This window comes from Dyella sp. Tek66A03, from assembly GCF_052567735.1.
Map to the genome: position 1 here is coordinate 2,239,227 of NZ_CP199584.1, position 15,737 is coordinate 2,254,963.

11 protein-coding genes are annotated in these 15,737 nt (G+C 63.8%); 4 read left to right on the forward strand and 7 right to left on the reverse strand.

The window, feature by feature from the left end; translation table 11 throughout:
- Positions 1–31: 31 nt before the first annotated feature.
- The 7 genes from ACT01B_RS09865 to ACT01B_RS09895 form a co-directional block, all read right to left on the reverse strand.
- Positions 32–724, reverse strand: a complete 693-nt coding sequence (locus ACT01B_RS09865) for a DsbA family oxidoreductase (RefSeq protein ID WP_445147176.1) — start codon at positions 722–724, stop codon at positions 32–34.
- Positions 721–1,272 (reverse strand): RBBP9/YdeN family alpha/beta hydrolase, encoded by a 552-nt coding sequence (locus ACT01B_RS09870; RefSeq protein WP_445147177.1) that lies wholly within the window; start codon positions 1,270–1,272, stop codon positions 721–723. Before ACT01B_RS09870 ends, ACT01B_RS09865 begins: the two co-directional genes overlap by 4 nt.
- Positions 1,273–1,305: 33 nt before the next feature.
- Positions 1,306–2,622: an MFS transporter gene (locus ACT01B_RS09875; RefSeq protein ID WP_445147459.1), complete on the reverse strand. Its 1,317-nt coding sequence runs from the start codon at positions 2,620–2,622 to the stop codon at positions 1,306–1,308.
- Between the two features lie 189 nt (positions 2,623–2,811).
- A complete protein-coding gene (locus ACT01B_RS09880) occupies positions 2,812–3,900 on the reverse strand; it encodes a 3-keto-5-aminohexanoate cleavage protein (protein ID WP_445147178.1) in 1,089 nt (362 codons plus the stop codon).
- A 71-nt stretch (positions 3,901–3,971) separates the two neighbouring features.
- Entirely contained in the window at positions 3,972–4,820 is an 849-nt protein-coding gene (locus ACT01B_RS09885) for a TauD/TfdA dioxygenase family protein (protein ID WP_445147179.1), read from the reverse strand.
- 9 nt (positions 4,821–4,829) lie between these two features.
- Positions 4,830–5,810 (reverse strand): quinone oxidoreductase family protein, encoded by a 981-nt coding sequence (locus ACT01B_RS09890; protein ID WP_445147180.1) that lies wholly within the window; start codon positions 5,808–5,810, stop codon positions 4,830–4,832.
- A gap of 68 nt (positions 5,811–5,878) precedes the next feature.
- The gene (locus ACT01B_RS09895) at positions 5,879–6,886 is read right to left on the reverse strand and encodes a universal stress protein (RefSeq protein WP_445147181.1); all 1,008 of its coding nucleotides are present in this window, start codon (positions 6,884–6,886) and stop codon (positions 5,879–5,881) included.
- 472 nt (positions 6,887–7,358) lie between these two features.
- Between ACT01B_RS09895 and ACT01B_RS09900 the strand changes: the two genes are divergently transcribed.
- The 4 genes from ACT01B_RS09900 to ACT01B_RS09915 all read left to right on the forward strand — a co-directional run bounded on the left by ACT01B_RS09900 (position 7,359) and on the right by ACT01B_RS09915 (position 15,736).
- Positions 7,359–10,046, forward strand: coding sequence for a LuxR C-terminal-related transcriptional regulator (locus tag ACT01B_RS09900; RefSeq protein WP_445147182.1), 2,688 nt, complete (start codon positions 7,359–7,361; stop codon positions 10,044–10,046).
- 501 nt (positions 10,047–10,547) lie between these two features.
- Positions 10,548–11,897 carry a DUF1329 domain-containing protein gene (locus ACT01B_RS09905; RefSeq protein WP_445147183.1) on the forward strand — a complete coding sequence of 450 codons (1,350 nt, stop codon included), beginning with the start codon at positions 10,548–10,550 and terminating at the stop codon, positions 11,895–11,897.
- Positions 11,898–12,201: 304 nt separating this feature from the next.
- Positions 12,202–13,269 (forward strand): YCF48-related protein, encoded by a 1,068-nt coding sequence (locus ACT01B_RS09910; protein WP_445147184.1) that lies wholly within the window; start codon positions 12,202–12,204, stop codon positions 13,267–13,269.
- Positions 13,270–13,288: 19 nt separating this feature from the next.
- Complete coding sequence (locus ACT01B_RS09915; RefSeq protein WP_445147185.1) at positions 13,289–15,736, forward strand: efflux RND transporter permease subunit; 2,448 nt, start codon at positions 13,289–13,291, stop codon at positions 15,734–15,736.
- Position 15,737: the final 1 nt, after the last annotated feature.

Genomic DNA, 15,737 nt, shown 5'->3' on the forward strand with positions numbered 1-15,737 from the left:
GGCCTTTGTTGCCGTTTAGGTTGAGTGCCCCTCAGGGCATCAAGGATTCCAGCATGGTTCTGGCGAGCAGTTCCGGCGGCTGCGCGCCAGCCAGCGCCATGCGGTCGCCAAACAGGAAGCCGGGTACGCCTGAGAAGCCCGCGCGTCGGGATTCAATCAGCCATTGATCGGGTGGAGTCGTGCTTCCGGGTGCGCTCATAAGATCGAGACTGGCTGTTCGCGCGATGCCGCATGTCTCGCTGAGATCAGCGAGCACCTGTGCATCGCCGATATCCAGGCCTCGCAGAAAGTAGGCGTCGAACAGCTGATCGATGAATAGCGACTGGAGTGTCGCTCCACCCGCACGAGCCGCGTGTTCGACCAGCCGATGCGCCGCAATCGTGTTGGGCATCCGTTCGATGCGCTCCAAGTCGAAGCGGATGCCGTTCGTGTGACCCGCGTCCCGGATCTGGCGGCGCCGGGACTCGACGGCGTTTACGCTGCCCAGCCGCTTCAGATAGAACTGCTGGAACGGCACGCCTTCACGCGGCATGTCCGGCAGCAGAGGCAGCGATTTCCAGCGCACGGAAACTTCGATGTCCGGATAGCCGAGCGCGATCAAGTCGATGGCGCGCTCCAGTTGCCGCTTGCCGATCATGCACCATGGGCAAATCAGGTCGAAATAGAAATCGACCTGGATCCGCCTGCGCTCGAGCCGTGCGACAGCACCCGCTTCGGGGTTCATCGCAGCGAGTCGATCAAGGTCTCGGCCATCGGCCACGGGCCATACCCGGCGAGCGGGTTGAGATGGCCGACGTCGCCCAGTTCAACGAGGCGGCTGCCCCAGCATGCGCCCAGCTGGGCAGCGCGTTGTGCGCTGCATAGAGGATCGTTGTTGCTGAACGCGAGGATGCTGGGGAACGGCAAGCGAGCACATGGAATGGGCAGCCAGCCGTGATCGCGCAGCGCGTCCATGGTCGGATACCCAGGCGGAAACGGCGTCTCCAGATCGGCTGGGGTGGCCAGCAACGCACCGTGGATCGGGCGGTGGTGGGTCTGCGCCCAGTGCGCGGTGATCATGACACCCGCACTGTGCCCAACCAGAATCACGGGGCCTTCGATGTCGGCGAGCGTCTCGTCCAGTGCGGCCACTCTTGCGGCACGACTGAGCTTGTCGTGTTCCAGCGGCGGCACCGAGCGAGTAGCGGGAAGCTTCGCTTCAAGCAGCGTTTGCCAATGATCGGCGACATGGTCACGCAGACCGGGAACCAGCAGGATCGTTGGGTTAGTCACGGAATGCTTCTGTCAGGTGTCGGCGACAAAGGGTTACGCCGCAGCGGCAAGCGCCTGCGCCTGGACGCGGGCGATGTCCTGCTTGTAGTGCAGGCGACCGATCCAGAAAGCCACGGCGGCGAACAGCGCCACGCACGGGACCAGTTTGAACGCGTCCAGCAAGCCGATGTGGTCGGCCAGCACGCCCGTCAACAGGGGGCCGGGGGCAAGACCGAGCAGGTTGTTGGCGAGCGTGAGCGTGGCAAACGCCGTCGCGTGAATCGGCGTGGGCGTGAGGTTGGCGACCATGGCACCCGCGGGGCCAGCCGTACCGGCGACAAGGAACATGCCCATGCCGATTACGCTGAGCTGAGTCACGCCCGGTGTCAGCTGGAACGCCACGCCGAGGATGACGGCGGTGGTCAGGCAATAGACGATCGCCATCGCCATCTTGCGCGGTGGCGAGTGGCGGCACACGCGATCCGTGACAGCACCGCAGATGACCATGCCGATCGCCCCGATCAACACGAAAGCAGCAGCGGTGACACCGGCTTTGTCGGGTGTCATCGCGTAGTAGCGATTGAGGTAACTCGGCATCCAGGCAATGACCGCGGCCATGATGAATAGCTGCAGTCCACTTCCGATATAAGCGCAGATCACCGAGGTCGTGGAAAAGAGGCCGGCGAACAGGTTGCGCAGGGACATGCTGAAACCCGGGCGGCTCTGACGCAACTGCGTTGCCGCGGCGGCGCTACCGCGCACGCGGCGCTCATTGACGGTCAGTGCATACGTTACGACGAGGGCCGCGCCGAAGATCGCCATGACGATAAAGGCGGAGCGCCAACCGAACCGCGCAGCGAATACACCGCCGAGGCCCATACCAACCACGGAACCGAAAGCGCCTCCAGCCATGAAGGCGCCCGTCAAGGTGGAGCGCAGGTGGGCCGGGAAGATACTGATAATCAGCGCAATCCCCACACTGCCGTACGCCGCCTCACCGAGCCCGACGAAAAACCGGGCGGTGAGCATTTGGCCGTAGTTGGTGGCGACACCACAGGCGAGCGTAGCGAGACTCCAGAGCGTTCCCATCAGGATGATGCTGCGCACGCGCCCCCAACGATCGGCAAGCACCGAGAGCGGAAAGGTGAGTACGCCTACCAGCAGCGCAACAATGCCGGAAAGCGAGCCTAGCTGCGTATCCGACAAGCCCCATTCGGCCTTGAGCAACGGAAAGACGGCATTAAGCACCTGCCGGGACATGTAGTCGGACAGCAGCAGTGCAAAGGTGAGTGCAAACACCACCCATGCGTAAGCTCTTGGCGTGACAGACGGTGCCGACACGATGGTCGGTGACGCCTCAGCATATTGCATTCCCACTTCAGACTCCTCGTTGCTGGCCAAGGATTGGCCACGCGTGGCGAGACAGGTCAAACAACCTGTACGTTCACGAAGGGCAGGGCGGTCATTCCCGTACCCTTCGTGGCGATGACGGGATCGTCCCTTCCCAAAGCGAACTTCTCGTTGGCATCTACGCCGGCTTGGATGTCGCTACCGCGCGCGTCACGCGGTGGCCCGTTCGGCCGTTACGGTTGAGGCGGCGAGGTTGGCAGGACCAGGCTTGGCTGGCTTGCGATTCGGCGCAAGGCCGTTGGCGGCCAGGGTCTCCTCGATGGTGTCGTAGAACACACCGATCTGCAGGATCTCGCGCGCCTCCTTGCCCGTGGCGATGTCACGACCGAACTCGCGCGAAATGCGCACCAACTGTTCGATCTGCTGCACCGTCGTCATCTTGGCGGTGCGCGACTGGTTCCACAGGTTGTCCTCGATACCGCAGCGTACGTGCAGGCCCATGGCGATACCCATCATGTTGACGGGCAGCACGTTGCGCATGCTGCTTTCCACCGTCAGCATGGAGCCGTCGGGAATGGCGCGCAGGAAGTTCGCCAGATTGTAGATGTTGGGCGCATCCATGCCGCCGCCGATCGCCACCCAATTCATCACCAGCGGCCCCTTGTAGACGCCGCGGCGGACCAGCCGCTCCACCGTCTCGTAGCTATTGATGTTGTAGAACTGGAAGGCGCTCTGAATGCCGGCGGCAGTCAGGCGCTTGACGTGTTCCTCGATGAAGCCGGGGCCCGAGGGCACGATCATTTCGCGATAGGCCTGGTAGGTCTGCGGCTCGGCCAGGGACGTGCCGGCGAGGTCCTCCATCTCCATCTGCTCGACCACATTCATCTGGGTCGTATTGACGGTGACCGTCACCTGGTCCGGCTTGGGGTCGAGCTCGGCCAGCATGTGGCGGGTGTCGTCCTTCAGCCACTGGGCGGCCGAGCCGTCGGACTCGGGCGCGAAGGAGATCGAACCGCCGACCTGAATGACCATGTCCGGCACCGCCTTGCGCACGCCGGCGATCAGTTCATTGAATTTGGAAAGGCGCTTGGAGCCCTTGCCGTCCAACTCGCGCACATGCAGGTGCAGCACGGAGGCGCCGGCGTTGTAGCAGTCGACCGCCTTCTGGATCTGCGCTTCCATGGTGACGGGGATGTCTTCCGGAAAATCCGAAGGGATCCACTCGGGACCATAAGGCGCCGCCGTGATGACGAGCTTTTGCTGGTATTCGGGGATGAGCGAACCGTCAAGGAAGTTCATGGTCTGTCTCCTCTTGCAATGGCAATGATGCTTTGGGTGTCCGGGTCGGACAGGGGCGGTGTCGCATGCGGTCAGTACGGCTTGTCACCAACGATCCCTGCGCGTTCCATCTTGCGATGACAGGGCGGGTAGTCCATGACGGCGTAATGCTGGGTGGAGCGGTTGTCCCAGATCGCGATGCTGTTCTTGCTCCAGCGCCAGCGCACCTGGAATTCGGGGATGTAGGCTTGGCTGATCAGGTAATTGAGAAGGAGGCCTGCGCCCGGATTCGCATCCTGGCCGAAGCAGACGTTGTCCTTCGTATGGAAATTGGTGAAGTGCGTGGTGAAGGCGTTGACGAACAGCACCTTCTCGCCCGTTTCGGGATGCGTCCGCACCACCGGGTGTTCGGCATCCGGGAATTGGGCCTTGAGTGCGTAGCGTTTCTCGATCGGCATCGCGGCGCCAAACGAGGCCTCGATGCTGTGGCGCGCGCGCAGATTGGCGATCTGCGTTTTTACATGGGCGGGCAGCATCTGGTAGGCAGCCACCATGTTGACCCACATGGTGTCGCCGCCTACCGGCGGGCATTCCACGCAGCGCAGCACGCAACCCATCGGCGGCGACTCGCGCCAGGTGGCGTCGGTGTGCCAGGCGTTCTCGTAGCGATCGATCGGGGTTTCGGGGGTCTTGTAGATCTGCACCAGCCCAGGCGCATCGGGATGGCTGGGCACCACCGGATGATCCTCCAGCTCGCCGAAGCGGCGCGCGAAGGCGACGTGGTCCTGGCGACTGATGTCCTGGTCACGCAGAAACAGCACCTTGCGCGTGAGCAACGCGGCCTTGATCTCGGCGAACAAGCCGTCATCGTGGACGGCGTCGGCAAGATTGACGTCAAACAGTTCGGCGCCAATATTGCAGGTCAGTGGTTCGATGCGCATGGCGTTGCCTCAGATAACGAAGATCGACGATCCAGTGGTCTTGCGTCCCTCGAGGTCGCGATGCGCCTGCACCGCATCCTCAAGCGCATACCGCTGGTTTATCTCGATCTTGATGCGGCCCGACGAGACGTGGCCGAACAGCTCGTAGGCGAGCGCGGACTTGTCGGCCGGGTCGGCGATGTAGTCGGCCAAGGCCGGGCGCGTCAGGTACAGCGAGCCCTTCATGGCCAGGATCTGCGGGTCGAATGGCGGAATGGTGCCGGAGGCCGTGCCGACGCAGACCATCAGTCCGCGGCGACGCAGCGAATCGAGAGAGCCCATGAAGGTGGTCTTGCCCACCGAATCGAACACCACCGACACGCCCTTGCCGTCGGTCAGTTCGCGCGCGCGCGCAGCGATGTTCTCGTGGCTGTAGTTGATGACGGCGTCACAGCCGTGGGCGAGTGCAACCGCCGCTTTTTCCTCGGTCGATACCGTGCCGATGACGCGCAGACCGAGCAGCTTGGCCCATTGCGAGACGATCAGGCCAACACCACCCGCGGCGGCGTGCAACAGGATCGTTTCACCGGACTGGAACGGATAGATGCGGCGCATCAGGTAGGCCGCGGTGAGTCCGCGCATGGTCATTGCCGCGGCGGTTTCGCAGTCGATTGCTTCCGGCAGCCGGATCAGGGGCGCAGCGGGCACCAGCCGGGCTGTGCTGTAGGCACCGAGCGTGTTCATAAAGCCCGTATAGGTCACGCGGTCGCCCACGGCGACGTTGATGACATCCGGGCCGATGGCCTCGATTACGCCGGCAGCTTCAACACCCATGCCGTTCGGTAACGGAATGGGGTAGGTGCCGTTGCGGAAATAGGTGTCGGCAAAATTGAGGCCTACCGCCTGGTGGCGCAGCCGGACCTCGCCCGGTCCGGGCGCACCGACCTGGGTTGTTTCGTAGCGCAGCACATCAGGGCTGCCGGCTTCATAAAAGCGGATGGCGTGTTCCAAGCGATTCTCCTTGACTCAAAGCGCCGGCGACGAGCGCCGGTTACTGCTGACAACTGGGCTGCATAGATTCATGGCGACGCCAGGTGGGCAATGCGGGAAAAGAGTTGCCGCCAGACCGCCTGGGTTTCTCCACGGGGGAGAGAGCCATGGGGGGGGATGGCCGCCGACTGGATGTCGTTCCAATCGGCTTCGGTGAGATAGCGCTGGGCCGCCGGCAGGATCACACCTTCGACCCGCCCCATGTGTTCCCACATGAAGCGCGCGTAGGTTTCGACAACGCCGCGCAGCTGCGCGAGGGTGACTTGGCCGCGGTCGTAGCGCTCGACCATGTCGCCCAGAGCCTCGGCCATGGCGCGTTCGCGTTCGTGCTGACGCTCGAGTTCGTCCAGTTCGGCATGCACCGAGGCGGTACGCCCGCGCAACACCAGGAACAGGTAGTCGTGTTCCCTTGGCTGATGCAATGCCAAAGGAACTTCCGTGATGTAGTGAGCCATGGCGCGCATCAGATCAGTGTCCGCCGCCGCGCCATGTCGGTCGCATTGGTCGAGCAGGCGCAGCCACGCGTGCAGAACGGTGGCCAGCGAACGGTGCTCGTCGCGAATGACGTCAACCATCGGATGGGTGTGGCCGGCATCCCGCGTAGAGGATACCAGCACCGGTAGTTCGCCCGTCGTCAACACCTTGAGCGTCTGCGAACCGAGCGGCGTGTCCACGGCAGTTCGGCGGCTGTGCGAGGCCATGAAGATGAGGTCGCAACCGGCCTTGCGCGCCGTGTCGAGGATGGCCTCGTGCGGCATGTCGCTCACGCGGATGCTGGAGTCGCATGGCACACCTAGAGCGCGGGCCGCTGCCTCGGCCTTGGTCAGCAGTGTGCTGGCGCGCTCCTGATAAGCATCGGCGTAGGCGGCCGGCGCGGCAAGATCGAGCGCCTCATGGTCGCCGTCGGCGGCATGGCTGTCTTGCACATGCAGAAAACTGACCCGTGCCCCCAGCGCGCGCGCCAGATTCACGGCCCTGCTGACCGTTTCGATCGAAAGATCACTGCCATCGAGCGGAACGAGGAGATGACGGTACATGCAGACTCCAGACAGGTGTGCTACCCGTGACTCCGGGCGGCGAACCCACCACACCCTGCGGTGGCCGCCGGAACATTTGTGCTTGCGTGGGTAGCGATGAAATCCGCCAGTACGCTTTCTCGGAGGCGCAGCCACGCGGCAAGTAAAGCCCTTCGCGCTACGCACCATCTCCGGGACTCCACCCCTGCCGAATTGGCACTCCCTCCAACTCGACCGCAGTCGCAACGCGACCAGAACGCCAGACCTGTTTTGTCACAGGACCAAGGCTAGGTATCGCTGGCCGCACACACCCCCCCCGGCAAGGAGGGGGAGTGCCGTGAAGGCGGGGTGATGAGTGGCCACGCCAGAGCTTGCGTGTCTACAATGATCTTGCGACGCAGGTCGTTGATAGGAATCGCACAGTGCAACGCACGGTCGACATGGCGTCATCCGCTGGGGAAATCCGCGCCACCAGCTTAACTGGATCCGTTTGATGGCCATCTCGCCCGGCGGGGCCGCGCCCGCCATCGCCGAACTTGTTCTGAAGACCACGCCGCCACGGGCGCCGCGGTACCTGCTGGTACGGCCACGGCTGGGCTTGGACGACGAACAGTTCCGCGATCGCTCGGTCATCCTGGTCCAGGCGCCGGCAGGATTCGGCAAGACCTCGCTGTTGGCGCAGTGGCGCCATGAATATCTCGCCCGAGGCTGGGCCGTGGCGTGGATCTCGGCCGACGGCAGCCCCGATCCCCAACGCATGCTGCATAGTCTCGTGCTGGCGGTACGCATGGGATGCGGCCGCCCTCAGTTTGGCGCCACGCTGATCGAGAGTGCATCGGTGGCGTTGGGCGAGTACGAAGGCGTCACGGCCTGGTTGAGCGAAATCGCGCAGGCGTCGCTATCGATGGTGCTCATGATCGACGAAGCCGAACGCTTGCATCCAAGCAGCCAGGCGGCACTGAACTATTTGCTGCACAACGCGCCGCCCAACCTGCGCGTAGTTGCGGCGGGGCGCGGCGAACTGGATCCGATGGTGGCCGACTTGCGCGCCTATGGGCAATGCACGTCCGTGGGCGTCGAGACACTGCGCTTCACGCTCGAGGAGACCATCACCCTCGTGCGCAACCGCATCGGCGCCAAGGCCGATCCGGACACCTGCGCACGGCTCCACGAGATGACCGAGGGCTGGCCGCTCGGCTTGCAACTCGTGCTGGCGGCAATGGAGCGGGGAAGCGACCTGCGCAGCGTGGTGGGGGCGCACTCACCGGAGTCACGCAATCAGCTGGTGGAGGCGCTCACGGCAAAGCTGGCGGCGGAGGACGTCGCGTTCCTCACCCGCGTTGCCGTGGTTGACCAGCTGCATCCGGACCTGTGCATCGCACTCACCGGTGACGAGGAGGCGCCGCAACGGCTGGCGCGATTGGCGCGGGAGACGCCAATCTTCGTCGTCGGCGAGGATTCGGACTGGTATCGGCTGCATATGCTGGCGTGCGACGCACTGCGCTTGCGCCTGGCGGAATTGCCGGAGCAGGAGCGGGCGGATTTGCACAGCCGCGCGCAGGACTGGTTCGCCGCACACGGCATGCTCACCCAGGCAGCGCGCCATGCGCGGGAAGCGGGCAGGGAAGGCGTGGCCGTCGAGCTGGCCCAGAAAGGCCTTTACGAGGCCGTGATCCAGGGTCACATGGGCACCATGCGCGAATGGCTCGACGTGTTGCCCGAATCGGTGCTCGATCAGCATCCGCAGTTGCGCCTGGCCGCCGCCTGGTCGCTGGCGGTGAGCGAACGCCACGAGGAGGCGGAGCGGATGGTCGGACTCATCCTCTCGCGGCCGGACGTCAACCTTGCCTTGCGCTATGAGTGCGTACTGATCGCAAGCGGCGCGGCTTACTACGCGGATGATCCCGACCGATGCGTCGGCATGCTGGCGCCGTGGAAGGACGCTGCACCCGGTACCGAACACAAGTTCCGCAGTATGCACGTCAATCGCCTCGCCATGGTGGCGCTGCTGCAAGGGGACCCGGCCGGCGCGCGCCGCCTGTGCAGTGCGCCGGACACGGAGTTGCCGCGGGAGCTGGACTATTCGGCGCGGTGGCGGGAATTCATCATCGGGCTGAGTTTTCTGTGGGAGGGGCAGATCCGCCTCGCCGAAGACGGCTTGCGCTCGGCGCTCGGTTCCATGGACGCCAAGTTCGGTCGCCGGCACCCGCTGTCATGCATGTTCGCCGCGCTGCTCGCATCGATTGCCTACGAATGCGACCGCCTGGATGAGGCAGTGGCGCTGCTTGCCAACCGGCTGGATGTGCTTGAGCGGGTGGCAGCGCCAGAAGCCATCCTGGTCGGCTACCGCACAGCTACCCGCCTGGCCGCGGCGCAGGGCGAGGAGCATCGCGCGCTCGACATGCTCGAGGCGACGTTTGCCATTGGCGTCGCGCGGCGACTTCCCCGCCTATGCATCGCCAGCCTGGGCGAGCAGGTGCGCATGCATGCAAGCCGTTTCCGCCGCGAAACCTGCAGCGCGCTGATCGCCAGGATTGACGAACTGGTTGCCAGCGAAAGCCCCCGACGTGGGCCGTTGTGGCGGCGCAACGTGGAGATGTTGAGTGCCATGGCCCATGCGTATGCCGCGATGGCCTCGCAGGACTGGCCAGGCGTGCTCGAGGCGGTCTCGCGTGCAGCCCCCCTGGCCGAGCAGGCGAAGCTGGGTCGCTTCCACATCGAATGCATGGCGCTGCGCGCCTTTGCGCTGGATCGCAATGGCGAGGACGGCCGCACACTCATGATCGAAGCCATGAGCCTGGCCAAGACCTACGGCTTCGTGCGCCTGTTCGCCGACACCCATCCGGTGCTTACCGATTGGGCTTACCGCGTAATGGAGGACGCGAGTGGCGAATCCGCGGCTGGCACGGCGTCGCCCTCGCGGGTGATTCCGCCACCGGCGGAACAGCGGCAGGGCGGGCCGCGCGTCATGCCCAGCATGGTGTTGACGCCGAAGGAGCGCGAGGTGCTCGAGTTTCTGGCGCGCAATCTGTCGAACAAGGAAATCGCCCAGGCCATGGCCGTCGGTGAAGCCACAGTTAAATGGCATCTCAAGAACCTGTTCGGCAAGCTGGGCGTGGGCACGCGCCGGCATGTCGTGCATCGTGCGCAATTGCTGGGGCTGATCCAAGGGCTGGAATAAGAGCGCCTGACTCCTTCTCCCCTTGGGGGAGAAGGTTGGGATGAGGGGCAGGTGCTCGCGATGGCGTGGCTACGAGCCGTATCGCCAGCTTGCAGCTTCAAGCAAGCCCCACTGGGACGCAGCGAGCGTAATCGCTCGATTGTCGCTTTATGGCGAGCACCCGCCCCTCACCCCAGCCCTCTCCCCAAAGGGGAGAGGGCGCAGAAGCCGGTGCTCGAGCGGCCCACCCTCAACTAGTTCTTCCCCCCCCCAGCGTTTTGGGGGGGGTGTGATTCGCCGCGTTCCGAACAATGGCTATGGACCGCTTTCGCGTGTCCCGGGTCGAAAGACCGGGCCACGGATACCGGCAACAAGAGCAAGGCAACGTGGTGCGCCAACACGCACCCCTGTCCCGGCAAGGCGACGCCGGTCGGTGCGAGACGGGGCCTGTGCTTATGCCAGGGGACGGTGATGCAACGGCCGGACCTCGACACTGGAATCACAATTGTGGGGAGTATGCGCATGCAATTCCGAAAAGCCCTGATAGCCGGGACCATCGCCGTTCTGATATCTGGCGTGGGTCACGCCGGCGTTTCGTCCGAACAGGCGAACAAGCTCGGCACCACGCTTACCGGCGTCGGCGCAGAAATGGCCGGCAGCAGCGACGGTACCATTCCCGCCTACAGCGGCGGCCTCACCACGGCGCCGGCCGGATTCAAGGCGGGCAGCGGTATCCGTGTGGATCCGTTTACCGCTGAAAAGCCGGTGCTCGTCATCGATGCGAAGAACATGGACAAGTACTCGGCCGAATTGACCGAGGGCACCAAGGCCCTGATGAAGAAGTATCCGGGCTACCACATCGACGTTTATCCGACGCACCGTACCGCGGCTTTCCCGAAGTTTGTCGTGGAAAATACCGCCAAGTGCGCCGTGGAAGCCAAGACGGCTGCCAATGGCCGCTCGATGAGCGGCTGCCATGCCGGCTTTCCGTTCCCGATTCCGCAGACCGGCTTCGAAGCGATGTGGAACCACCTCGTCCGTTTCAACGGCGTGGCGTATGTCAGCAAGTATCGCAACTACAACGTCGACTCCTCGGGACACGCGACGCTGACCACCGAAGGTAATGCCATCGAGGAATATCCCTACTGGGACGTCAACAAGCCAACGGCTAACGTCTTCTGGGAGCAGCGCTTGAACTACACCGGTCCGGCCCGCCGCGCGGGCGAGGGGCTGCAGATCGCCGATCCGCTCAACTACAGCGACGAGGGTCGCAAGGCCTGGCAGTACCTCCCGGGCCAGCGCCGCGTGAAGGTGGCACCGGATCTCGCATTCGATACGCCCAACCCGGGTTCGGGCGGTGCATCCACGTTCGATGACGTGTTCCTCTTCAACGGCTCGATGGAACGCTACGACTTCAAGCTCGTGGGCAAGAAGGAAATGTACGTTCCGTACAACGATTACAAGATGGCCTACGAGTCGAAGGCCGGTGACCTGATGACGCCGAACTTCCTCAATCCCAACAACGTGCGCTGGGAACTGCATCGCGTGTGGGTGGTCGAGGCCACACTGGCTGCAGGCAAGCGCCACATCTATAGCAAGCGCACGTTCTATCTCGATGAGGACAGCTGGGCAGCCGTGGCGTCCGATGCCTACGACGCGCGCGGCCAGCTGTTCCGCGCGGGCTTCGCCTATATCACGCCGGCTTATGACATGCCCGCGCCAGTGGCCGACCTGCACGGTATCTACGACATCATCGCAGGCTCGTACTCGCTGACCGCCTTCTCCGCTGAAACGGGTGGCATTCGTTATACGAAGCCGTTGTCGGAGCGTGATTGGTCACCGGAGACACTGGCCGGCTCGGGAGTTCGTTGATTGCCCGCGTAGGGCAGTCATGAGGCTTGTCGCGGGGCGGTGAATCACCGTTCCGCGACTCAACCGCATGGCGATGGTGGTGGTGACGCAGGTGTCTCATGCCTGCGGTGCCCAGGGGGACTTCTCGGGGGAGAAAAGGCACGCGCTGTTGTCCAGCAAGGACCGCGCCCCACCGCCATCGGCCACGCACCTCGGCTATTCGCTCGCACATCAGCCCCTGCGATACATGACGTCGGGTCTGGCAGCGCGCTGGAGTCGGCGATTCGAGATTCAAGAGCAGGTCGTACGATCTTTGGGGCATTCCATGTTTCTGCAATCAATCCGTTGCGCATTGGTCGCGCTTGCACTTGCGCTTCCAGCCGTGGCGGCCGCGGACTTCACCGATGTGATGAATACGCCGGCCAGCATGAGCCCCCTTGCCTCCAAGGGACTGCTCAACGGCCTGGCCTTGGCCGGCAAACGCATCGTCGCTGTCGGCCAACGCGGTCACATCGTCTACTCGGATGACAATGGCGCCCATTGGCAACAGGCCAAGGTGCCCGTTTCGTCCGATCTGGTGGCGGTAAGTTTCCCGACCCCTGAGCAAGGCTGGGCGGTCGGACACGACGGTATGGTGCTGCACACCACCGATGGTGGTGCGAACTGGGCAACCCAACTGGATGGCCATCGCATGGGTCCGCTGATGATGGAGCAGCTTCGCGCGCAGGCGGCGAAAGGGCAGCTTGGTAGCGCGGAAGACGCCAGTCGGTTGCTCGACGAGGCAGGGCGCGTTGCGGCGCAGGGCGCCGAAAACCCCTTCCTCGATGTGTGGTTCGCCGATGCCCGCCATGGCTACATCGTTGGCGCATTCAATCTTATTTTCGAGACCTCGGACGGTGGCCAGACCTGGACGTCCTGTTTCGCGCAGACCGAGAATCCCGAGCGCCTGCACTTGTATGCGGTGCATGGCTTGGGTCAGGACGTCTACATCACCGGCGAGCAGGGTCTCGTGCTCAAGCTCGATCGGGAAGCCGGGCGCTTCCGCGCGCTGAGCACACCCTACAAGGGCACGTATTTTGGTGTTGTGGGCACGGGCCCGGTCGTCATCGTCTATGGGCTGCGCGGCAATGCCTATCGCAGCACCGACAACGGTGCGCATTGGGAGCCGATCGATACCGGCATCCAGGAAGGCATGACGGGCGCCACGACTTTCGGCTCAAATGGCATCGCCCTCGTCAGCCAGGCCGGCAGTGTGTTGCTCAGCCGCGACGGCGGCCAGCACTTTGCCCCCTATCGGCTGACCAAGCCGACACCGACGTCGGCCGTGGCCGTTTCCGGTGACGTGATCGTGACTGCCGGCGTGCTCGGCGTGAAAGCCCAGGCACTGCATTGAGCCGGCAAGGAGACACCCCATGAACGCTTCCACTGAACAGCTCGACCGCATGCCCGTGGTGCGCGCTATTGAAGATTTCGATAGCCGCTCGGGCAATCTGCTGGAGCGTCTGGTGTTCAACCACCGTTTCATCATGGTCATGGCATGCATCGTCGCGACCGCGCTGTTCGGCTGGCTGGCAGTAACGAGGCTTAGCTTCAACGCCAGTTTCGAGAAGATGATACCGAGCCACCATCCCTATATCCGCAATTACCTGGACAACGCCGGCGAGTTGCGTGGTCTGGGCAATTCATTGCGCGTGGTGGTCGAAAACCAGGACGGCAACATCTTTGATCCGAAGTACCAGGAGGTGCTGAAAAAGATCAATGACGAACTGTTCCTGACCAGTGGTGTCGATCGCGCCTGGGTCAAGTCATTGTGGACGCCGTCGGTGCGCTGGACCGAAGTGACGGAGGAGGGCTTCCGCGGTGGCCCGGTGATGCCGGACAACTACGACGGCTCCCCGCAAAGCAGCTCGCAGCTCAAGCTGAACATTGCACGCTCGGGCATCGTCGGCCGCTTCGTCGGCAACGACTTCAAGTCCAGCATGATCTTCGTGCCGCTGCTCGAGAAAAACTCGGACACCGGTGCGCCGATCGACTACCGCACACTGTCGCACTCGCTGGAGGACATGCGGGCCCGCTATGAGGCCACGTCGGGCGTGAAGATTCGCCTGCACGTCATCGGCTTCGCCAAGCTCGTAGGCGACCTGATCGACGGTCTGGTCAAGGTGATGAGCTTCTTCGGCATCGCCGCACTGATCGCGACCCTGGTGATCTTCGGCTACACGCGCTGCGTGCGAAGCACGGCGCTGGTCATCCTTTGTTCCGCCGTCGCCGTGGTATGGCAGCTCGGCCTGGTGGCCGCGCTCGGCTTCGCCCTCGATCCGTACTCGATCCTGGTGCCGTTCCTGATCTTTGCGATTGGCGTCTCGCATGGCGCGCAGAAAATGAACGGCATCATGCAGGACATCGGGCGCGGCACGCACCGCCTGGTTGCTGCGCGCTATACCTTCCGTCGCCTGTTCCTGGCCGGCGTCACGGCCCTGCTGGCGGACGCCGTGGGCTTTGGCGTGCTGATGGCGATCGACATTCCGGTGATCAAGGATCTCGCCCTGACCGCAAGCGTCGGCGTGGCCGTGTTGATCTTCACCAATCTGCTGTTGCTGCCGGTGCTGCTCTCCTTCACCGGTGTCGACCCGGAGGCAGCCGAGCGAAGCCTGCGCACCGAGCGCGAAGAGGCGGCGGGGAAGGGTGGTGGCTCGGTGTGGCACGTCCTGGATCGATTTACCACACGCCGCTGGGCCGTGGCCGCGCTGAGCGTGGCGGCGGTACTGGCCGTGGCTGGCTTCGCGGTCAGCAGGCATCTGAAGATCGGCGACCTGGAGTCGGGAGCGCCCGAGTTGCGGGCCAGTTCACGCTACAACCGGGACAACGCCTATATCACCGGCAACTACTCGCTATCGAGCGATGTGTTCGCCGTGATCGTAAAGACACCGGCCGAGGGATGCCTCAAGTATCAAACCCTGGTCGAAGCCGACCGGCTGGCCTGGGCCTTGCGGCAGGTGCCCGGCGTGCAGACTACGGTCTTTCTTGGCGATGCGGTGCGCCAGATCACGGCGGGCTCCTACGAGGGCAGTCCCAAGTGGCTCACCATCTCGCGCAATCAGGACGTACTGAACTACGGTGCGCAGCAGGCATCGGTGAACAATCCGGACCTGTTCAACAACGCCTGCTCGGTCATGCCGGTGATCGCCTATCTGTCCGACCATCGCGCCGAAACGCTGGATCGCGTGGTCGCAGCCGCCGCGGCATTCGCCACCGCGCACGGCGCGCCGGAGCGTCACTATCTGTTGGCCGCAGGCAGCGCGGGTATCGAGGCGGCGACGAATATTGTTGTGCGCCAGGCCGACCGCACGATGCTGTTCTACGTCTACGGCGCGGTCATCCTGCTTTGCTTCGTGACGTTCCGGTCGTGGCGCGCGGTGGTGGTTGCCGTCGTGCCGCTGATGCTCACGTCCATTCTGTGCGAAGCACTGATGGTCGGCCTTGGCATCGGCGTGAAAGTCGCCACCCTGCCGGTCATCGCGCTGGGCGTGGGTATCGGTGTGGACTATGCGTTGTATCTGCTGTCGATCCAACTCGCGCAGCAACGCGCGGGCGTGCCGCTTGCCCAGGCCTATCGAAATGCCGTGCAATTCACCGGCAAGGTTGTCGCCCTGGTCGGCATCACGCTGGCCGCCGGCGTGGTGACCTGGGCCTTCTCGCCGATCAAGTTCCAGGGTGATATGGGCATCCTGCTCACCTTCATGTTCCTGTGGAACATGGTGGGTGCGCTCGTGCTGATTCCTGCGCTGTCGCACTTTCTGTTGCGAGACGTTGCTTGGCGGGCGGAGCCAGCCACGGCGGCACTGCCGGAAGTCAAATGAT

What these genes read in the sequence shown, in the direction of transcription:
- ACT01B_RS09865 (WP_445147176.1), bottom strand. Translation starts at nt 724, where the DNA reads ATGAACCCCGAAGCGGGTGCTGTCGCACGGCTCGAGCGCAGGCGGATC.
- ACT01B_RS09875 (WP_445147459.1), bottom strand. Translation starts at nt 2,622, where the DNA reads ATGCAATATGCTGAGGCGTCACCGACCATCGTGTCGGCACCGTCTGTC.
- ACT01B_RS09880 (WP_445147178.1), bottom strand. Translation starts at nt 3,900, where the DNA reads ATGAACTTCCTTGACGGTTCGCTCATCCCCGAATACCAGCAAAAGCTC.
- ACT01B_RS09885 (WP_445147179.1), bottom strand. Translation starts at nt 4,820, where the DNA reads ATGCGCATCGAACCACTGACCTGCAATATTGGCGCCGAACTGTTTGAC.
- ACT01B_RS09895 (WP_445147181.1), bottom strand. Translation starts at nt 6,886, where the DNA reads ATGTACCGTCATCTCCTCGTTCCGCTCGATGGCAGTGATCTTTCGATC.
- ACT01B_RS09900 (WP_445147182.1), top strand. Translation starts at nt 7,359, where the DNA reads ATGGCCATCTCGCCCGGCGGGGCCGCGCCCGCCATCGCCGAACTTGTT.
- ACT01B_RS09905 (WP_445147183.1), top strand. Translation starts at nt 10,548, where the DNA reads ATGCAATTCCGAAAAGCCCTGATAGCCGGGACCATCGCCGTTCTGATA.
- ACT01B_RS09910 (WP_445147184.1), top strand. Translation starts at nt 12,202, where the DNA reads ATGTTTCTGCAATCAATCCGTTGCGCATTGGTCGCGCTTGCACTTGCG.
- ACT01B_RS09915 (WP_445147185.1), top strand. Translation starts at nt 13,289, where the DNA reads ATGAACGCTTCCACTGAACAGCTCGACCGCATGCCCGTGGTGCGCGCT.